This window comes from Bacillus sp. JKS001846 (assembly GCF_900176455.1).
Classification (GTDB): Bacteria; Bacillota; Bacilli; order Bacillales; family Bacillaceae_G; genus Bacillus_A; species Bacillus_A cereus.
This window is the reverse complement of sequence record NZ_FWYG01000001.1, coordinates 3,120,869-3,141,767: the sequence shown is the minus strand read 5'-3', so window position 1 is coordinate 3,141,767 and position 20,899 is coordinate 3,120,869. Positions and strand designations below refer to the sequence as shown.

The window sequence follows — 20,899 nt, the reverse complement described above, 5'->3', positions numbered from 1 at the left end:
AATGAAAGGGATCGGTATTATGAAAGAACTATTAAAATTAAATGATGTTTATGTTGAAATAAAAGAAAATATGTTGTTAGAGAAAATGAATGTGACAGTAAAACAAGGGGATGTTATCGGATTAATTGGTAAAAACGGTGCTGGTAAATCAACGTTACTTCAATTAATAAATGGAAAGATTGAGCCTTCAAAAGGGATTGTTGAATGGCAGCAAATGAATATGACAACCGCATATGTTGAGCAAGAAATAGAATCTTTTATTAGTAATGATGTAATTGCAAAAGAAGCAGAACTTCTTGCGAAATGGGGCGTGCCAACGAACGATTTTCATACTTTAAGTGGTGGTGAAAAGCTGAAAATTCGATTAGCAAAAGGATTTGCTGAAAATCCTAATGTCTTAATATTAGACGAACCGACAAATCATTTAGATGAGATCAGTACGGGATTTCTCATTAAACAAATAAAAAACATGAAAGGTACAGTTATCGTTGTATCACATGATCGATATTTTTTAGATGTTGTCGCAACAAAAATATGGTCAATTGAGGACAAAAAATTAATTGAGCATAGTGGTAATTATACGAGCTACATGAAAGCACGTGAGCAAAAAAGAAAGTCGCAGCAGCGTGAATATGAAAAGCAGCAAAAAAAGATAGAACAAGTAGAAACACATATAAAAGAATTGAGTTCATGGTCACAAAAGGCACACGCGCAGTCTACAAAACAAGAAGGTGTGAAAGAATTCTATCGTGTAAAAGCGAAGCGAATGGATGCACAAGTGAAGTCAAAACGAAAACGACTTGAAAAAGAGCTGGAGAAAACGAAAGTAGAACGTGTGAAAGAAGAGTATTCAGTTGAGTTTTCTATTCAAGCGAACAAAAAAGTAGGAAAACGCTTTTTAGAAGTAAAGCAATTAAAAAAAGACTTTCATGGGAAAGTATTATTTGAAAACGTTAATTTTACAATTCAGCACGGTGAGAAAGTTGCGATTGTTGGACCAAACGGTAGTGGGAAAACAACATTACTGAAGATGATTATGGGAACGGAAACTGCTGAAGGAGAAATATGGATTTCACCTTCAGCAAACATCGGCTATTTAACACAAGAAGTTTTTGATTTACCGCTTGATAAAACACCAGAAAATTTATTTTTTAAAGAGACGTTTGAAGAAAGAGGAAAAGTCCAAAATTTAATGAAACATTTAGGATTCCAAGCGTCTCAATGGAAAGAGCCGATTGAGCATATGAGTATGGGAGAAAGAGTAAAGTGTAAGCTAATGGCTTATATTTTAGATGAAAAAGATGTACTCATTTTAGACGAACCGACGAATCACTTGGATCTACCTTCACGTGAACAACTTGAAAATACATTAGCTGAGTATAACGGAACATTAGTAATTGTATCTCACGATCGATATTTTCTGGAGAAAACAACTAACACAAAACTCGTGTTTTCAAACAATACGATACAAAAGCAGCTAGAAGAACCTACTAAAACAAGAGACGATATTGAAGAGCTACGTTTAACGTTAGAAACAGAGAAACAAGAAGTATTAGGAAAATTAAGCTTTTTAACTTCTAAAGACAAAGAATATAAAGCACTGGATGAACGGTTTATTGAACTTACGAAGCAGATTAAGGAGCTATAACGTAAATAAGGGGGATTAACATGGGAGAAGAGAGATTCACTAAGTTATTTAAAATAGATTGTGGAGATATATACTTGCAAGAGTTTACGGTCAAAGATGCAGAGAGTATTTATAAAATAGCAAATCAACCGGAAATAGCAAAATTTTTACCAGACTGGAAATCAACGAAAGAACAAAGGGTGGATTGGATTGCAGATTATGAAATACCAGCAAACAAAGCATTTCTTGATGCAGTGAAAACTACGAATAACATAGATAATCATATGTTAAAGCTAGGAATATTTAAGAAAGCTACAAATGAACTCATTGGATGGTGCTGCACAGGTATGAAAGAAGAACTCCCTTCACCAAACAGAGAGATAATGTATGCTATCTCAAATGAATATCAAAATCATGGCTATGCTACAAAAGCGACTAAAGGTTTAATTGACTATTTGTTTAAAGAAACAAATTTAAATGTCCTTAACGCAATTGCTTTAATTAACAATGTAGCATCAAATAAAGTTATTGAAAAATGCGGGTTTATTTATAAGAGCCAACAGAGGATAGAAAATCAAATATATAATCATTATATATTGAGAAAATCTGAGTGGATAAAAATATAACGTTTGGTAGTAAAAGACCGATAGCAATCGGTCTTTTCTCATTTATATAATAAAGATTTATTATACATTATATTTCCTACTACTATACAATTATTATAAGATAGTTATGCGTTAATTTTAGTTTGAAATAATTATGTTGTCATTTTTTTTAGAAATCTTACAAGCGTGTAAGGTAAATGAAAGATGAATCAATATGAGCTGTAAGACAATTCATTTACACTTTATAGTGAGCAGTGGAAATGAAGGGAGAATATACATGGAAATTTTACATGCAAAAAGTATTAGTAAAGTATATAAAGGGAAAGTACCTTATAAAGCATTAGTAGATATTGATTTATCAATTCAAGAAGGTGAATTTGTAGGAATTATGGGTCCATCAGGTAGCGGAAAAACAACGTTATTGAATATGGTATCTACTATTGATTCTCCATCATCGGGAGAAATATTTATTAATGGCACAAATCCTTTTCAATTATCATCAGAAGAATTAGCGTTATTCCGCAGAAAACAATTAGGATTTGTTTTTCAATCATTTAATCTTCTTAGCACACTTACTGTAAAAGAAAACATCGTATTGCCGATGACTTTAGATGGTGTTTCCGTGCAAGAAATGAACAAGCGATTGGAAGAGATTGCAGAGAAGTTAAATATTACAGATATATTGAATAAAAGAACGTTTGAAATATCAGGGGGACAAGCTCAAAGAACAGCAATCGCTCGTGCAATTGTTCATAAGCCGCAATTATTACTTGCAGATGAACCAACAGGGAACTTGGACTCTAAATCTTCAAATGATGTAATGGAGATGCTGGATACTCTAAATAAAGAAGAAAAAGCAACGATGATGTTAGTTACACATGATCCGTATGCAGCGAGCTTTTGCAGCCGAGTAATCTTTATTAAAGATGGTCAACTATATAACGAAATTTATTGTGGTGAAAGTAGGCAAACTTTTTATCAAAAGATTATGGATGTCCTTTCTTTGTTAGGAGGGAAAAGGCATGACTTTTCGTCAGTTCGCATTTAATAATATTTTTCGCAATAAGCGTACATATGCTGCCCATTTTTTAAGTAGTGCATTTTCTATTATGATTTTCTTTACGTATGCTCTTTTATTATTTCATCCTGATTTACAAGGTGAGTTGAAATCGACAAGTGCAACAATAAGTGCATTTGGTACATTGGGATTTTCAGTTTCGCAAGGATTGATTTTTGTATTTTCATTTTTCTTCATTTTATATTCAGTTAGTTCGTTTTTAAAAACGCGTAAGAAAGAATTTGGCATTTTAATGATGCAAGGTATGTCAATGAGACAGCTTAAGAAATTATTATTAATTGAAAATATGTTGATTGGACTTGGTTCAATTTGTATAGGGATTTTCATTGGACTCATATTTTCTAAACTAGTCTTATTGATAAGTGCAAGTGTATTAATGATTAATAATGGTTTACCTTTTTATATACCAGTGCGGGCTGTATTATTAACTGTTATCACATTTCTTTTCTTGTTTTTAATTGTTTCATTATTTACATTTAAAATGATAAAAGTAACGGAACTTGTGGAACTTATTCGAGCAGAGGAAAAGCCAAAACCTGAACCGAAATCTTCAGTTTTATTATCGCTACTTTCTTTAATTAGTATAGGGTATGGATATTTTTCAGTATTTCGCTTCATACCAAGTACCAATTTTATTACGCTTGGAATAGGTGTGCTCCTAGTAATTATAGGAACGTACTTTTTATATACACAGTGTAGCGTGTATATATTGCGCCTTGCTAAAAGGAGAGAATCTTTCTTTTTAAAGAGAACAAATATATTAACATTTTCTGAATTAATTTACCGTATGAAAGATAATGCAACGATGTTTTTTATAGTATCTATTGTTTCAGCAGTTGCATTTACAGCAATTGGTACAACAGCCGCAATTGGAAATAGGGATTTAGTAAGGATGACAAATCCCTATACATTTTTGTATGGAAGTCTTGAAAATGACAAAGTATTGAATAAAAATCTTTCTATTATAAAAAAGCACCTTTCTGATGCTAATATTCCGTATCGAATGGCTTCATCTTCATATATATACACAGAAAATGGCGTAAATGTAATGAAGTTAAGTGAATACAACGATCTTGCTAAAGCACTAGGCTATCAACAAGAAAAAATTGAAAAAGAAGATGAAATTTTATTAATTCCTGGAGTCGTATCACAAAAACAAGAATTTAAAAATGGCGAGTATAAAAAGAATATAGAAGTCATTCAAGGTGACTGGACAAAGACATTTCATGTGAAAAAAGCTGTAGAAAATTTAGTTTTACCACACGATTCTAGAACTATTTATATCGCTGTTCAAGATCAGGTATATGATGGAATGCCTCTTACTAGTGACCCAGTTAATAAAGAAATTCCATATCGTACTTACGGATTTGTTGTAGATGATTGGATAAAAACGAAAGAGATTTCCAATCAATTAAAGAGTATATTCGATAAAGATCTTAGGGACAGAGATTTCTACTTTGAAGCTTTAACATTAAACTTGTTGGAAGCAAAGCAAAAGAATGGTTTATTACTTATGGTAAGTATTTTAGTCGGAATCGTCTTCTTTACATTCGCTGCTAGTTTTATTTATTTCCGATTATATACAGATTTGGATCGCGATCAGCAGCAATATAAAATGATTTCGAAAATGGGATTAAGTAAAGGTGAGTTAAAAAAAGTTGTAACGAGACAGTTATTATTAATGTTCTTTTTACCAATTGTCGTTGCAGTGATTCATACTGTAGTCGCTTATATAGCATTACAGCAATTAGTCGATTTTTCTATCATAAATAGCTCTATCGTTATTTTAATTTCATTTATATGTATACAAGTTTTATATTTCTTTATAACCCGTTGGCGTTATCTGCAAAAGCTTTATAAGGTTATGGAGCAATAGAATTTATTAGCTTGTAAGACTACAATAAAGTATGTAGAAAAATGAACTGTATGATGAAAGGAAACGAGATGAAAAGAACTTTAACTATTTTTATGTTAACGATACTATTATTAATAAGTTTTAGTGCATGTTCTAAAAAGGAAAATCCATTTCCTGCAAACGGTGTATTAATTATTGGAGATGAAAATAATATTTCACCAATTATTAATCGTTATCAGGAAATTACGGAAGAAAATGAAGTGTTTTCTGTGAAAAAAGGGGAAGTTGGAAATGGAAATGTCTTAATTTTAAATGAATCTACAGCACAAGCATTGATTAAAGAAAAACTTTTTCGAAAACAAGATGATGGCTCCAATTATATTATAGATACGTTACCGAAATTCCCCAAAGAAGGGGCGCTATTATTTACAAGTGAAGACAATAAGACTATGAAAAGTATTAAAATAGGAGAGGAAGAGATTCCTGTTACATACGATAGTGATGCTTGGATAGGTAACAATCGTAAATATTCAACGGAATGGTATATGATTGTAGCAAAAAATAGTGTTTATAAAGAAATAAAGGCAAATGAAATGAAAATGCATCTTCTTCATTTGAAAAAATCACTAGGTGACGAAAAACCTAAAATGTCGACAGATAATACATTGGTTAATGAAAATGTCAAAGTAAAAAAGTTAATTAAAGGTTTGGAAGGAGAAGTATCTTTTCACTTTGTAACGATTGGCGAAAAACCTTAAAAAAGAGTTCGAAGTTGATAAAAATTTCATCAGCTTCGAACTCTTTTTAGTTTATAGACAAATCAATTATTATGCTTTACATTACTTCATTTAATCGAGTCTCACTCGTTTCTTCAATCGCATTTGAATTTTGAACTGAATTATTTTGTGCTTCTTTTTCTTTACGAGCCTTTTGTAGCATTTCAAGTATAATCCATAAAGGAACACCTTTATCCTTTAACATCTTCCATAAATCTAATTCATTAAATTTATGCTCAGGCTGTTTCATTTCTTTTTCAGATGAACGAATATCAAACTTGATAGGATCATTTATTTTCTTACTTTCAAGTTTAGTAGAAGAGATAGTATTATGCTCAAGAGTAGATGAAGTTATTTTAGTAGGTTGAGATAATGTATGAATATTTGATCCGATTTGCATGCTTTTTCCTCCTTTTCAAGCAATGAGATTAGTTTTCTTATGGTTTTTAAATCTTTTTAACATGAGGCAACTATATCTAATTATAAATTCAAATAAACAGATTTACAAGTTGTATTGTAAAAAGTAAATATTTACTTGAATTAATATTTATCAACATTTGTATATGTTTTCTATATATACAACGTATATAAAATACTTTACATTATGTTTAAGTTATTAAAGTATTCTGTTAATTTTTTAAAAAAGAAAAATGTAAACGTTTTATTAGGGGGAGAAAGTATGGGGAAGTTATTTTTAAAAATATGTTTTTTCGCATTAGTGACCGTATGTTCATTCGCAGCGAAAATATCATACGCTGAAGAGAGGCAACAAAATAATTATCCAATCATATTGGTGAATGGATTTGCTGGATGGGGTAGAGAAGAAATGCTTGGCGTAAAATATTGGGGTGGTGTTCATGATATACAGGAAGATTTGAAACGCAATGGTTATACGGTACATACCGCAGCTGTTGGACCTGTTTCTAGTAACTGGGATCGTGCATGTGAATTGTATGCACAAATTAGCGGTGGGACAGTAGACTATGGTGCCGTACATGCTGAGAAACATGGACATAATCGTTTTGGCAGAACTTATAGTGGTTTTGCGCCGAATTGGAGTGAAACAAATAAAGTTCATTTAGTTGGACATAGCATGGGTGGACAAACGATTAGAACATTAGTACAGCTATTAAAAGAAGGTAGTTTTGAAGAAAAGAATTATGTGAAAAATCACCCAGACATCAAAATATCACCACTATTTGAAGGCGGAAAATCATATGTTCATAGTGTTACAACATTAGCAACCCCTCACAACGGTACAACACTTGCGGATGGTAGTCTTCTACTGCCGTTCGTTAAAGATTTACTCATTACAGCTGCAAGCTTTGGAGGAAACAATAATTTATCATTATATGATTTTAAATTGGATCAATGGGGTATAAAGAAAAATGCTGGAGAGTCCTTTTTCCAATATAGTAATCGTATTCTAAATAGTTCACTTTGGAAAAATACAAAAGATATAAGTCAATGGGATTTAAGTACAGATGGTGCAAAGGAGTTAAATAATTGGGTAAAGACGCAACCAGATGTGTATTATTTATCCTATAGTGGACATGCATCACAAGCAGCACCTATAACAGGTTTACATTTACCGCATATTACGATGAATAAAGTGTTGATGGGGAATGCATTTTTCTTAGGTTCTTATGCGAGATATGAAGAAAACCGTCCGTTAGTTGATACTTCTTGGTGGCAAAATGATGGTGTAGTAAATACGAATTCTATGATTGCACCATCTTCTAATGTTGCTGTAAATAATAATGGGTCATTACAGATTGGAAAATGGAATCATATCGAAACGAAAGCGAATTGGGATCATCTCGATATGGTAGGATTAAGTGTTTCAGACTCATTAGGTTTTTCTAGCATTCAAGAGTTTTATAGAACAATTGCTGAAAAGCTATCACGTTTACCGAAATAGGTAATAATAAAGCGCTCTCGATGGAATTCGAGAGCGCTTTATATTATATTGAAAGAGGGATTTGGTAGAAAAATATGGGGGGATATTATGAAAATTCAAGTTGTATTATCAGGATACGGAACAGTAGGCAGAGAGTTTATAAAATTATTAAATGAAAAATATTCATATATATATGAAACATATGGGATTCAATTAGTTGTAAGTGGCGTATTAGGGAGAAATATTGCAATACATAATGAAGACGGCTTATCACTTCATCATTTATTGATGTATGGTGGCGGTACCGCTGCAATTGAAAAATATTTAGAGTATCATCCGAAGGAACGTGCAACAACTAGCATAAGTGGTACTGTATTGGTAGAATCAACAGTTACAAATCTTAAAGATGGAAATCCAGGGAAACAATATATGAAACAAGCGATTGAGAAACAGATGGATATAGTAGCAATTTCTAAAGGGGCGCTCGTTACAAACTGGAGAGAAATAAATGAAGCAGCAAGAGGCGCAAATGTACGAATTCGATATAGCGGTGCAACAGCCGCTGCATTACCGACCCTAGATATCGGACAATTTAGTTTAGCCGGTTGCAGTATTGAAAAAATAGAAGGAATATTAAATGGAACAACTAATTATATTCTTACGAAAATGTATGAGGAAGATATGACATTTGAAGAAGCATTGAAAGAAGCACAAGATAAAGGAATTGCTGAGACAAACCCTATATTAGATATAAGTGGTTCAGATAGTGCGTGTAAATTGTTACTTTTGACAAACAGCTTAATGGAAACAGAGAAAACACTTACTGATATACATATAAAAGGAATCGAGCACGTTACAAAACAGCAAATTAGAAATGCTAAGGAACAACATAAAATTATTAAATTAATAGCATCAACATATAAGGATGAGGGTGGCAATGTGAATTTAAATGTTGAACCGTGCGAAATAGAAAAAGATCATCCGTTAGCAAAAGTAAATGGGACCGAAAAAGGAATTACGTTCTTTACAGATACGATGGGACAAGTTACTACAATTGGTGGGGCTTCTAATCCACGAGGCGCTGCAGCTGCAGCTTTAAAAGATGTGATTAACTTATATCGAAAAGATTTGTAAGACCGTACCGCCCTTTATAAAAAATACATATGTCGTGGACCTTTTGAGAATGAAATAAATATGAAAAAATGATTGCAGGGGGTAAGGAATTGTTTAAGGATTTTAAAGTTGTTAAAGATCGTCCTGTTTATATTCAATTGAAAGATTATTTGAAGAAGATGATTATGAAAGGGCATTTGCTCGGGGATCAAAAAATCCCATCAACAAGGGAACTAAGTGAATTACTAAGTGTGAGTAGAAACACTGTACTCGCTGCTTATGCAGATTTAGAACAAGAAGGACTCATTTATGCAGTTAAAGGAAAAGGGAACTTTGTTGCGAAGGTGGATATATCTAACACTTCGTCTGTTGAAATAGATTGGAAAAATAAACTTAATACAGTGACCGCATTAGCGGATGAATTAGATTTAATGAAACATGGTGTTCGTTGGGAAAAGGGAATGATTGTCTTTAATAGTATAGCCCCGGATGAGAAGCTATTTGATGTTGAAAATTTCAAAAGAGCTTTTCTTACTCGTATGTCCATTGAAGGAGACATCGTATTGAACTACGGATATGCAAAGGGATATAGACCGTTAATGAATTATTTACTTCATTACATGGAAATGAAAGGCGTAGACATTTCGAATAAAGATATTCTAATTACAAATGGATTTACAGAAGGATTGGATATTGTACTCTCTTCTTTATCAAAAAAATCTGGTCGTGTCATTTGTGAGAATCCAACTCACCACGCTGCACTAAAGCTGTTCCGTTTACATGGACTTGAAGTTCATGGGATTGATATGAATGAGGATGGTATTGATACGAATAAAGTTGAAAAAAGCTTGCGTGAAAAAGATTTTGATTTTGCTTATTTAATTCCTTCTTATCATAATCCAACCGGTATTGTTACGAGTTCAGAGAAAAGAACGGAATTGATGAGGTTATTCTCAAAATATAACGTTCCTATTATAGAGGACGGATTTAATGAAGAATTACGTTATTCAGGTTCACATTTAGCTCCATTATTAACTTTTGCGGGAGCTGGCAATAATGTGATTTATATTAGTAGCTTTTCAAAGGTACTTTTCCCTGGTTTACGTGTAGGCTGGATTATTGCAGATAAAGAGCTGATTCATTATTTAGAAAGCGTAAAAAGAGCAAGAACGATTCACACATCTACGCTAGATCAAGCTGTTCTGTTTCAATATTTACATGAGGGATATTTTGAGAAATATTTAAAAAAGGCAAGATCTGTTTATAAGAAAAAATATGAGTTAGCTGTCGGGGCATGTAACCAGTACATTCATTTCAAAAGAATGACTGGAGATGGTGGACTTCATTTATTTATAGAACTAGAAGAGCATATGAATGCCCGCACACTTTTACAAAAGTGTTATGAGAAAGGCGTTACGTTTTCACCTGGAGATGTTTTTTACTCTGATGGAGAAGGAGCGAACACTTTCCGATTAGGGTTTTCGCGCTTGAAAGAAGAAGAAATAGTTCGGGGAATTAAAATAATTGGTGATACATTAAAAAATGAAATTTGGAGTTGAGAAAATGAAAATCGGTGTTATTATGGGCGGGGTATCGTCTGAAAAACAAGTTTCAATTATGACGGGGAATGAAATGATTGCTCATTTAGATAAAAATAAGTATGAAATAGTTCCAATTACATTAAATGAAAAAGTGGATTTAATTGAAAAAGCGAAAGACATTGACTTTGCGTTGCTCGCGTTACACGGAAAATACGGAGAAGATGGGACAGTTCAAGGAACACTGGAGAGTTTAGGGATTCCTTATAGCGGAAGTAATATGTTATCTAGCAGTATATGTATGGATAAAAATATTTCGAAAAAGATTTTACGTTATGAAGGTGTAGAAACACCAGATTGGATTGAACTTACAAAAATGGAGGATCTAAATCTTGATGAGTTAGATAAGTTAGGATTTCCATTAGTAGTAAAACCAAACTCTGGCGGATCGAGTGTCGGAGTGAAAATCGTTTATAATAAAAATGAATTGATCTCAATGCTAGAAACTGTATTCGAATGGGATTCTGAAGTAGTAATTGAGAAGTATATAAAAGGTGATGAAATTACATGTTCAATTCTGGATGGAAAACAGTTACCTATAGTTTCAATTCGACATGCAGCCGAGTTCTTTGACTACAATGCAAAATATGATGATACTAGTACAGTTGAGGAAGTTATCGAACTTCCAGCAGAAATTAATGAACGTGTAAATAAAGCGTCACTTGCTTGTTATAAAGCATTAAAATGTAGTGTTTATGCAAGAGTTGATATGATGGTGAAGGACGGAATTCCATATGTAATGGAAATTAATACATTACCAGGGATGACACAATCAAGTTTATTGCCAAAAAGTGCAGAAGCGGCGGGAATTAGTTATAGCGAACTATTAGATATGATTATTGAAACATCATTAAAAGTTAGAAAAGAAGAAGGGTTTTAAGGGAATTATATAACTAATTTTTTGACAGTTTCACGAAGTATGCTATGATGAATACATTATAAAAACAAAATATTTATCCACTAGGGGGGCCTTTTATAGGCTGAGATCAAATGTGATTTTGAGACTCTTAGTACCTGATCTGGTTAATGCCAGCGTAGGGAAGTGGGAAAGACGTTGCTATTTAATGAGTAAATAAATACTGTCGATTTCACTTTCTTTACGCCTGTAAAGAAAGTTTTTTTATTTTACAGCTTTAATAATTGTGGATAAATACTTATATTTTATACATTATTGGAGGGATTTAAATGACTTTTTCACAATCGTTACGTAAAGAAGTAGATTCAATTTGGGAAGCGAGTTTTAACCATCCTTTTGTAAAAAAACTTGGTGAAGGAACGTTAGATTTAGCTAGTTTTCGTTATTATGTGCTTCAAGATTCATATTATTTGAGCCATTTTGCTAGAGTACAAACTTTAGGAGCTGCGAAAGCTCTTGAATTAGAGACGACAGCTCGTATGGCACATCATGCTCAAAATACATATGAGGCAGAGTTATCTTTACATGAGAATTTTGCGAAGAAATTAGGGATAACAAAAGAAGAAAAAGATAATTTTATTCCTGCGCCAACTGCATATGCGTATACTTCACATATGTATCGTGCTGGGTATGAAGGGCATTTAGGAGATATCATTGCAGCAATTTTACCTTGCTATTGGTTGTATTATGAAATTGGCGAACGCTTAAAAGAGTGCCAGCCGGAAGAGCCAATTTATAACGAATGGATTTCTGCTTATGGATCTGATTGGTTCCGTACGCTAGTTGAAGAACAAATTACACGTTTAGATACTATCGCTGAAAAAGTAACAGAGACAGACCGCAAGCGTATGAAACAGCATTTTATTATTAGCAGTCAATATGAATATTCATTTTGGGAAATGGCTTATACATTAGAAAAGTGGCCAGTGGATACAGACGTAAAAGACGTAATTGGGTAAAGAATAGAAGTAATGTTATAGCTAGGTATGGATCATACCTAGCTATATATTTTTTCTTGTCAAATTTGCGTAAAGTCATTAGTGCTACGGAAATGGCGAAATAGAATATCGATAATTTAGCTCATTTACTTGTCTACGCATTAACTGGATAAACTTCTGTCACATTTATTTTACAATCAAAGAACGTAAATGTTGGTGGTATGAAGTTAAATAAGAAAAGAAACCCGAGCTGTTAGCTGTAACGGAGTTGTTTTTTCTTTGCAGGAATTTCTAAATTATCATGGAGTGTTGTTAATACGATATGCAAATATGCATATCGTATTTTTTTGAGTTCTTTATGTGTTAAAATTAGATATAGAGATATGTAAATATAAAAAAGCAAAAGCAGGAATATCCAATGAATTTTGAGAGGTGTTATATGTTTACAAATAAGAAATTAATTCGATTTGGTTTATCGTTGTTTGTATTTTTAGGGATAATTAATTTTACAATCAGCTATTTCCAAACATATCTTGAAACAGCAGCAGATATTAAATGGGTAATTCCAGAAATTTGGAAAACTATTTTGCTAGATGTTCCTCAAGGGATACTTGTTCTTTTAGGCGCAATTGCTTTATATGATTTCACAAAAGAGGCATCAAAAAAAGACGCATCAATCTAAATGTGTCTTTTTTCAATTAGCAATTTCATATAGAGATTTGCTGGAAAAATAGAATGAAAAGCCCTAATTAGGGCTTTTTTTTGTTGGAATTTCTTAACCGTCATAGAAACCGGTCACTTGGAGGTGTTATAGCGAAAGCCATTTACAGTACAGAAAAATCTAAGCAGCAGACAGAAATATATAGGATATGGCATCATAATTGTTGAGAAATTAATTGAACTTAGTAAGTATGAAGATATGACGCTAGAATTCATATTTTTTAATTTTTATTTATCCCGCTATTTGCCGGGCAGTAAGCCCCCCACCTCAAAATTCAGCGGAAGCAAAGAAGTTAGGTAGGGGATGAACAAAACCCCACTGATTAAAGTTTCACTTTATAAAAATGAGCCCATAGTAAAAATAGGTATATGAACAAGGTGCATCATCTAGTGATAAGTCATACTTTGTTGGTGTACGTATTGAACTTAGTTTATAGCGCTATTTCTACTTAGATGTAACGAACAGGAATATAGGGAAGTATCGATGAGGTTGTATTTTATAAACGGAGGTTATGAAAATGAATCAGTTTCAACAAGAACTACAAGCGTTAAGCCTTAATGATTACCGGTCTGGAAATATTGTCTATTGGGACCAGCAAAACCAATATCCATATTACTATATTGAAGATGCTGCTCGTCGCTGTGGCGGTTGTGGTCGTTGTGGCGGTTGTGGTGGAGGTCGTTGTGGCGGCTTCCGTTGTGGTGGCTTCCGTTGTATTGGTTGCTTCGGTTGTTTTGGTTGCGGAGGCTGTGGCGGTTGTGGAGGCTGTGGTGGTTGCTCTAACTGTTTTGATGGTTTTACTGATACTACCGGTACTATTGTAACGTATGAATATTGATAACATCTATCTTGCTAGTTGCGGGCAGTAACATCCCCAAAAAAATTCAGCGAGAGCAAAGAGAAGTTAGGTGGCGGACTGCCCATAAAAGCCCGATTGGTGAGAGCTGATTAAAGTTTCACTTTATCAATTAAAAAAAATTAGTTATATGTACGTGCCGACAAAGAATATAGCCATTATTAATGGATATATTCAATCATTCAAGTGAAAGAGTAACAATAAGATATATAGATGTAATCAAGATGTGATGGATAAAGCAATGACTAGATTTAAAATCTAATCATTGTTTTTTTCTTATGGTTTTATCATTAAATATCTGTCTAGTTTGGGCATTGCTTCCTTATAGCTAATGATTTTATTACAACCGTGTAAGGTTAATGTAATGTTAATCGATAGTAAAATAAGTTGCTTAAGTGTATTTTAAATAAGATTAAAAAGTACTGTTTATCTACAAAATAATAGGGTAAATACTATGTAATTAGGAAGTGTATGAATATGGTTGAACTAAAATCTATTTTCCATTCGTATAAACTAAAGAGAAAAATAGCTAAAGATTTATACGGAAAAAGAGATGAATTATCACTGTTATTAAATGAATTTAATAATATGAAATGTACAGTAACATCTGAAAAGAAGAAAAATAATATATTATCTCGTTTGCAACTAATTTATCAAAATATGAAATCGGATAAGCAGTACCCTCTAGTAGTTGCTTTTGATAGTAAATTATTGGAGCGATTAGAAAAAGAATCTGTACATACTATTGAGGATGGTGTAACATGTCTACATTTAATGTTAGATATGAATTATGAGAAGATAAAACAATATGGTTCGGGTACAAGTAGGTCATTCGTTCCATTATCGCAGTCTTCTATTTGTCTTGCTGATTGTATTTGTTTAACAGGATTTGTAGTAGGTTTACTAGGAACAATTTCATTTGGAGGATTACTGTTATCTATATGTTCAATTACATAACGCTTAATATTTGTAAAGAGAGCGCCGATTTAAGGTGTTCTTTTTTAGTTTTTTGTAAATTTTTTGTAAATGATAAGTACAATACATTATATAAATTGTATAATTTAAATGTATTAAAATATAAATATAATGAGGTGCTGTATATGATAATTACTTTTAATTGTTAAAAGAGTCGATTTGATAATGTTTTATTCAGATAAATAGTTTTTACTTTTCTTTTAAATACTTGATTTAAATGGATTAGATTAAGTAACTATTGTTCTAGCTTTTTGATAATCAAGACAACTGAAGAAAGGAAGGAATCATTTTATGAAAAAATTAAGGCTGCTAACATTTGAAAATATAGTAGAACCCCTTTTAAATGAAAAGGTATCATTTATATACTTTCCTATTGAATGGCTGGACATCGTAGAGATACATTATAAGACATTTTTATTAACGAGTAAGTTGAAACGTTTGAATGAAAGATTGTATGATATGTTTTCAGATATATTGTTTATTCAGCATAATCCGTACGTATTAAATGAAAATACACCATGGATTGTATCAAAAGAACCTATTAAACAAGAGCAGCTCGATTATATTTTTCAAAGTTGGTATGAGATTATTCATGATTGGAAGCCAAATAGATTAGTAGAACCACCAAAATATGAATGGCAATCCGATTTGATTTCTAATTTGCCAGTACTACATGATAATGAAACGTATTCTAAGTGGATACCCGCTTTAATCTCACATATTTTTTGTGAGCGTCCTATATATTTAGAAAATACAAATGAAGAAGAATTCTATTTTTCTCCTCTTAGATCACAAAATATTTGTGAGGCGATGTCAGAGCCGATAAAAGATGAAAAAACACAAGATTTTTTCTCCTATGTATATCGATTTCAATGCATAACCCGCGGTGGTGAGAACGCTCCATTATTAAATATTTCAATAGGGATTCGGAGATTTTATCAAGAATATAAGATTATAGGTCAAACAAACCTTGATATGACAACGTTTGTTTGACTTTTTTTGATAAAATGCAAACATTTTGCAAACATAGGTTATCCAAAGATACTTTTACCGAAGTTTTTAACGGCTTCTTCCTGCATATTCGGTAAAACATGAGAATAGACACTTAATGTCATTGAAATATCTGTATGACCTAATCTCTCACTAATGATTTTAGGGTTAACTCCTTGTTTCAATAGTATAGTTGCGTGTGTATGTCTTAAATCATGGAATTTAATTTCTTTTATACCTACTTTGTGTGTCGCCCTAATGAAACTTTTTCTGAAATGTGCTCTTTTTATGATTCTTCCAAACTCATTACAATTTATTAAATCTTGATCTAGATAAGCAGAACCAAACCTTAATTTCTCTTTATTAATTAAAATCTTATGTTTTTTTAAGGCTACTATTGTTTCATTAGGTACAGGAATTGTGCGTTTTGATGAATTTGTTTTTGCAGTTTTTTTGATTTTATTGTCATGACCAGATGTTTGATTTATTGTAACTGTATGTTTTTCAAAATCAATGTCCTGCCATCGTAACCCTAGAACTTCTCCCAGACGCATACCTGTAGTTATTGCAAGTAGATACCCAATGTGATATCGTGATTCTTGTGAATGCAAAAGAAACTTTTTTACTTCGTCTTCTGTCCAAGTCTGGATAGAGGTTTTTTCTTTTTTCGGTATCTCAGCAAAAGCAGCTGGATTTCGAGAAATAATATTTTGTTTTACAGCTAGATTTAAAGCGCTCTTTAATATTCTATGCATAAGCAGAATAGAATTGTTTGCAATACCTTTATCTATCGCAGTTTTATAGCATTTTTGAATGTGCATAACATTTAATTTATGGAGTGTGACCATTCCCATACTAGGTATAACATGTTGGTTGATAAATGCCCTATAACCAACAAAAGTACTTCTTTCTATACTCATACTTTTAATTTCTAGCCAATGTTTTAGATACTCCTTTAATGTAACTTTTGACGGCTCTATAAAAGTTCCTTCATTTAATTCTGTAATCTTCTTCGCAACATCAGCCTGTGCTTCTTTTTTTGTCTTATATCCAGAAAACCACTTCTGTCTTCTTTTTCCTGTCTCTGGATCAGGGCCGATATCAATAACGATGCAATATTTATTTCCTCTTTTTCGAATATGTCCTTTCACTTAAAACACTCCTTCATTTTGTTTTGAATCATGTTGTATAAGTCTAGTTGTAATTTTGCTGTTATAAAAATTACAAAGGTGGACATATCAGCGATGGATACATTTTACCATATATGAACAAATTCAGTTATAGGATATGATTGTCAGATGCTGTCGGTTTAATGTTTACAATAGACAAAAAAATTAGCGATATGATTAACGGAAATGTAAAGGATTTTAAAGGGGAATTAGGATGAAAAGATTATTGCAGTATTTTTCATCTAGAAATAATTGTTTTCTAGACAAAATTATGATAAGTGGTATAAGAAATGATAGCATTTCAGCTTAATTTATGTAAAGGAAATTTACAAATATAGGATAGATGAGCTACAATATTTATATAATTATAATAAAAAGATAAAGAAGTATTTATTTTAATATTGTGAGATGAGTAATTGGTTAAGTAAGGGGGAGCTTTTATGGGAGCAATATGGACCAACAGAAGTCAGCTAATTGGGAGAACCAGTGAAATAGTGGGATACAAATCAGGGTTAGCTTTAAATCGTGAGGAATTTGGAGAGATTATACCTGAAAAATTTCATGATTTTTGGTTTGGAGAAGACCAACAAGTAATTAGAATTAGATCAGAAATATATGAAGAGCTAATTAGTTATTTATTATATAAGGTAGGAAATACTGAAAATCCTAGTAATGTATCTCCTACAATTTTACTGTCTAGGAAGTATTCAAATAATCCTGAAACCTCCAAAATGTATTCGGATTTAATTCGATTATTTATAGAATTTCAAAAGAAAACAATGAATACAGCAAAAGTAGTAAACAAGGCGGTAATCGATCCTACAATTTTTTTAGAAACTGCAAAAAAGAAATATGGCATTGCAGGAGCATATATGGGGATAGAGATAATAAAAGCTATTAATTTGAGGTTACATAAAAGTCCATGGGGATGGACTAGACAAGTTAATTGGAAGGATGTGGCAGAATTAAGAGGGTTATTTGAAAGTGAATCTTTAGAAACTAATTATGGGAAATTCTTTGATCAACGATATATTGACTATTTAAGTCATAACTTTGATTCAATGGGTGAGATAAACTGGAGGAAATTCGAAGCTCTAACATGTGAATTTTTTGAAAAACATGGATATTATGTTGAAATAGGTGAAGGAAGAGATGATGATGGAATAGATGCACGAGTTTGGCTAAAAGAAAGTGATAAACCAGGACCAGCAACGATTCTAATTCAATGTAAGAGACACAAAACAAAAATTGAAAAAATGGTAGTGAAATCTCTATGGGCAGATATGCAAGAGTATGGTGCTGAATCTGGTTTGATTGTAACAACCAGTTCGCTTTCACCAGGTGCAGAAAAAGTTTGTACAGGTAGAGGTTATCCGATTACTCAAGCTAATAGAGAAACATTAAGAAAATGGATCAATGTTATGAGAACTCCATATAGTGGTGTTTTTTTAGCTGAATAATTTTATGCTTTATTTTATCCTTGGAGAGAGGGAAGAACATGGGAGAATTCACAAAAGACCCGGGTGGACATAAAATCACTGATCCTGGTGGCTGGAAAACAATCTTAGAGTCAGGAACGGGGATATAAAGAGATAAAAAAGCACAGTGCTTAATGCTACTGTGCTTTTGATTTACAGAAATTTATTTTTCATTTTTTTAAGTAACCAATCTTGAACGTTGTCTTTCAAATCAATTCCTACAGTTATAACTCCTAAGACAGCGTCCTTATATATAATGTTAAGATCTATGCTCAAAGATTTTTTTACAAATTGTAAACGGCAAATGTTTGACGTTTACTGACAGAGTATAGTTCATAATTTATATACTTGCTAATAGTGTTGAGACATTGACTATTAGAAAAAACTTTCTCAACATGAATTGACTTTAAGTGGAATGAAGATTCTTAATCTTGTGATAAACTGATTTTAAGAAATCAAACGGAACAAAAAAGACCCATAGTGTGTGTAAATATGCTGGGAACACGTTTACACCGTTTAGCCCTAATTGAAGTAGGGAAAACATTTGCCATGAGCCTTTCGTTTACGAGTTTTCGTAACGTATACGGCTAGTTATAACACAGCTTTTTGATGTAATTCAGCATTAAGGTGCGTGTTCATGATAGGGAAGTGTGTCTTGTTCCAATAAGGGGGACAAAGCATGTGGAAAGCTCTAGGTCAAATTGAAAAAGAATTATGCGTAGCTGGTATAAGAAAAAATAAACTAGCAGATCATTGGGGTGTTAAGCCAAGTACTGTTACAAAAGTATTTAAAGGTAACACAGATATTAGTTTTGGTTTTCTTTCTAAAACAATTATTCTATTAAATAAAGGCATACAGGTACAAGGGAATATATTAAAGGATTATATTGATGTCACAAATCCGAAATCAGAGAATTTACGTGAAGCGATGGAGGACTTAGCTTTAAGAGGTAAGTTCAATCTTTTGATTGAAGTAATAAATAGTGAATTACAGTCTAAGGTGTCTGAAAATAAAGAATTTGCTAGTGTGTATCTGATTATTTATAAACGATATATCGGTGAGTTGAATGCCAAACTATATTATAAAGCGTTGCATATAGCAAGTAAATCAGTGAAAACAATTGAGATGGAATTGTTAACTGAAATTTTATTATGTCAAGCGCAATATCAAACAGGAAATTATACGACTTTAAATGAGCGTCTGAAATCAATAGAAACTAAAATTGATAAAATTAGTAATAAATATCTTCGTGAGTGCTTCAAATTACGTTACAGAGAAGCGATTGCTGTTACTTCATTGCAAGGAGGAGAAGTAGATGAAGCAAGAAACGTTTGTATTAAATTAATAGATGATCTTGAGTGGGATAACTATTTTTCTTTTCCAAAAGTAAATGCGTACTTAAAGCTAGGTGAATCGTATGTTTTCTCAGTAGGTGAATATGAGAACTCAAAATATTACCTAGAGAAAACATTACAAGTGATTGGTGATAGAAAAGTTGAAGCTGTAGAGAAGAAGAAAGAAATGGTGCAACATACATTATCATTTTTAAAGATTCACCATGACAAAGAAATTAGTGATACAGATGTTGTACATCCAAGTGAGCTGGCATATTTAATGATTAAACAAGGTAATACAATAGGAGCGAGGGAAATATTAAATCAAATAAAAAGTTCTACAGGTGAATTAACAGACATACAGACCGCTTATTTAGCTTTAACATATGAGGGAGCTAAAAGAGAAGAGTTAATGAAACAATCTCTTCTAATGTGTCAAAAATCAGGAAATATATTTTATTCGAATTTACCGAAAATTCACTTGGGTTTAATTTGAATATTTGTTATAATTAGCATCGGAAAGAGGTGATTAGATGAAAAAATTAATTACAATTATTCCTGTACTATTATTAGCAATTACACTAGTTGTTAACACTGATTCTGCGAAAGAAAAGCCTAGTACAAATGACTCAAAACCAGTAGTTCAGCAAATGATGGTTGATCCTGGTGGCGGTTGGTAAGATACAAAATATAGGTTTACATATATAAATTTAAAATGACATCGTCTTAATTGACGGTGTCATTTGTAGTTTTAAGTAAGATTTCCTTTTTAGGTTTATGAACAAAAAAGAAATTTATGTAAAAAAATAACAAAAATGATAAGGGGATAAGAGAAGATGAAAAGTAAAGATGGGGAAGTTAATCTGATAAAAAAAGCGCTTTTACTTCTGCAAGAAGAAGATAACCCAAAAGAAATATTATTATCTATCTGTTTAAGTGGACATGAAAGAGACAAAGTAATTTAAAAAA

20 protein-coding genes, 1 pseudogene and 1 riboswitch are annotated in these 20,899 nt (G+C 32.2%); of the genes and pseudogenes, 19 read left to right on the top strand and 2 right to left on the bottom strand.

The genetic code is table 11. From position 1 onward, the window contains the following. Window positions 1-19: 19 nt before the first annotated feature. The 5 genes from abc-f (at window position 20) to B9A45_RS16965 (ending at window position 5,923) form a co-directional block, all read left to right on the top strand. Window positions 20-1,648: a ribosomal protection-like ABC-F family protein gene (gene abc-f / locus B9A45_RS16985; RefSeq protein ID WP_084065604.1), complete on the top strand. Its 1,629-nt coding sequence runs from the start codon at window positions 20-22 to the stop codon at window positions 1,646-1,648. Window positions 1,649-1,668: 20 nt separating this feature from the next. Beyond that, window positions 1,669-2,253 (top strand): GNAT family N-acetyltransferase, encoded by a 585-nt coding sequence (locus tag B9A45_RS16980; protein ID WP_000503527.1) that lies wholly within the window; start codon window positions 1,669-1,671, stop codon window positions 2,251-2,253. Window positions 2,254-2,509: 256 nt separating this feature from the next. Then, window positions 2,510-3,280: an ABC transporter ATP-binding protein gene (locus tag B9A45_RS16975; protein ID WP_000404276.1), complete on the top strand. Its 771-nt coding sequence runs from the start codon at window positions 2,510-2,512 to the stop codon at window positions 3,278-3,280. Then, window positions 3,255-5,186: an ABC transporter permease gene (locus B9A45_RS16970; protein WP_000144153.1), complete on the top strand. Its 1,932-nt coding sequence runs from the start codon at window positions 3,255-3,257 to the stop codon at window positions 5,184-5,186. The genes B9A45_RS16975 and B9A45_RS16970 overlap by 26 nt, the downstream gene beginning before the upstream one ends. 50 nt (window positions 5,187-5,236) lie before the next feature. Further along, a complete protein-coding gene (locus B9A45_RS16965) occupies window positions 5,237-5,923 on the top strand; it encodes a lipoprotein BA_5634 family protein (protein ID WP_142263098.1) in 687 nt (228 codons plus the stop codon). A 76-nt stretch (window positions 5,924-5,999) separates the two neighbouring features. Here B9A45_RS16965 and B9A45_RS16960 read toward each other — a convergent pair whose 3' ends face one another. Then, window positions 6,000-6,341, bottom strand: a complete 342-nt coding sequence (locus B9A45_RS16960; protein WP_001165522.1) for a DUF3914 domain-containing protein — start codon at window positions 6,339-6,341, stop codon at window positions 6,000-6,002. A 279-nt stretch (window positions 6,342-6,620) separates the two neighbouring features. Here B9A45_RS16960 and B9A45_RS16955 point away from each other — a divergent pair, with 279 nt between their 5' ends. The 10 genes and pseudogenes from B9A45_RS16955 to B9A45_RS16910 all read left to right on the top strand — a co-directional run bounded on the left by B9A45_RS16955 (window position 6,621) and on the right by B9A45_RS16910 (window position 15,951). Next, window positions 6,621-7,862: an esterase/lipase family protein gene (locus tag B9A45_RS16955; RefSeq protein ID WP_000517066.1), complete on the top strand. Its 1,242-nt coding sequence runs from the start codon at window positions 6,621-6,623 to the stop codon at window positions 7,860-7,862. 87 nt (window positions 7,863-7,949) lie between these two features. Beyond that, window positions 7,950-8,975: a homoserine dehydrogenase gene (locus tag B9A45_RS16950; RefSeq protein WP_000701762.1), complete on the top strand. Its 1,026-nt coding sequence runs from the start codon at window positions 7,950-7,952 to the stop codon at window positions 8,973-8,975. An 89-nt stretch (window positions 8,976-9,064) separates the two neighbouring features. Then, complete coding sequence (locus B9A45_RS16945) at window positions 9,065-10,513, top strand: MocR-like pyridoxine biosynthesis transcription factor PdxR (RefSeq protein WP_000471614.1); 1,449 nt, start codon at window positions 9,065-9,067, stop codon at window positions 10,511-10,513. Between the two features lie 4 nt (window positions 10,514-10,517). Continuing rightward, the gene (locus B9A45_RS16940) at window positions 10,518-11,432 is read left to right on the top strand and encodes a D-alanine--D-alanine ligase (protein WP_002063153.1); all 915 of its coding nucleotides are present in this window, start codon (window positions 10,518-10,520) and stop codon (window positions 11,430-11,432) included. A 72-nt stretch (window positions 11,433-11,504) separates the two neighbouring features. After that, window positions 11,505-11,610, top strand: a riboswitch (TPP riboswitch). Between the two features lie 127 nt (window positions 11,611-11,737). Next, complete coding sequence (gene tenA, locus B9A45_RS16935; protein WP_084064316.1) at window positions 11,738-12,427, top strand: thiaminase II; 690 nt, start codon at window positions 11,738-11,740, stop codon at window positions 12,425-12,427. Window positions 12,428-12,824: 397 nt separating this feature from the next. Beyond that, the gene (locus tag B9A45_RS16925) at window positions 12,825-13,088 is read left to right on the top strand and encodes a DUF3937 family protein (protein WP_002101034.1); all 264 of its coding nucleotides are present in this window, start codon (window positions 12,825-12,827) and stop codon (window positions 13,086-13,088) included. A 556-nt stretch (window positions 13,089-13,644) separates the two neighbouring features. After that, window positions 13,645-13,965 (top strand): heterocycloanthracin/sonorensin family bacteriocin, encoded by a 321-nt coding sequence (locus B9A45_RS16920; RefSeq protein ID WP_001071364.1) that lies wholly within the window; start codon window positions 13,645-13,647, stop codon window positions 13,963-13,965. A 145-nt stretch (window positions 13,966-14,110) separates the two neighbouring features. Then, window positions 14,111-14,245: pseudogene (locus B9A45_RS31705) on the top strand (site-specific integrase); the annotation flags it as partial. Window positions 14,246-14,454: 209 nt separating this feature from the next. After that, entirely contained in the window at window positions 14,455-14,940 is a 486-nt protein-coding gene (locus B9A45_RS16915; RefSeq protein WP_084064313.1) for a homoserine dehydrogenase, read from the top strand. 309 nt (window positions 14,941-15,249) lie between these two features. Next, window positions 15,250-15,951 (top strand): pPIWI_RE module domain-containing protein, encoded by a 702-nt coding sequence (locus B9A45_RS16910; protein ID WP_084064310.1) that lies wholly within the window; start codon window positions 15,250-15,252, stop codon window positions 15,949-15,951. A gap of 38 nt (window positions 15,952-15,989) precedes the next feature. On the opposite strand, the gene B9A45_RS16905 is transcribed toward B9A45_RS16910, so the two are convergent. Then, entirely contained in the window at window positions 15,990-17,099 is a 1,110-nt protein-coding gene (locus tag B9A45_RS16905; protein ID WP_084064307.1) for a site-specific integrase, read from the bottom strand. 458 nt (window positions 17,100-17,557) lie between these two features. Here B9A45_RS16905 and B9A45_RS16900 point away from each other — a divergent pair, with 458 nt between their 5' ends. The 4 genes from B9A45_RS16900 (at window position 17,558) to B9A45_RS32775 (ending at window position 20,895) form a co-directional block, all read left to right on the top strand. Then, entirely contained in the window at window positions 17,558-18,577 is a 1,020-nt protein-coding gene (locus B9A45_RS16900) for a restriction endonuclease (protein ID WP_084064306.1), read from the top strand. A 697-nt stretch (window positions 18,578-19,274) separates the two neighbouring features. Further along, entirely contained in the window at window positions 19,275-20,426 is a 1,152-nt protein-coding gene (locus B9A45_RS16895) for an AimR family lysis-lysogeny pheromone receptor (protein ID WP_000265304.1), read from the top strand. 37 nt (window positions 20,427-20,463) lie between these two features. Next, window positions 20,464-20,610, top strand: coding sequence for a hypothetical protein (locus B9A45_RS16890; RefSeq protein ID WP_000733986.1), 147 nt, complete (start codon window positions 20,464-20,466; stop codon window positions 20,608-20,610). Window positions 20,611-20,766: 156 nt separating this feature from the next. Continuing rightward, entirely contained in the window at window positions 20,767-20,895 is a 129-nt protein-coding gene (locus tag B9A45_RS32775; RefSeq protein ID WP_000836758.1) for a hypothetical protein, read from the top strand. The last annotated feature ends 4 nt before the right edge of the window (window positions 20,896-20,899 follow it).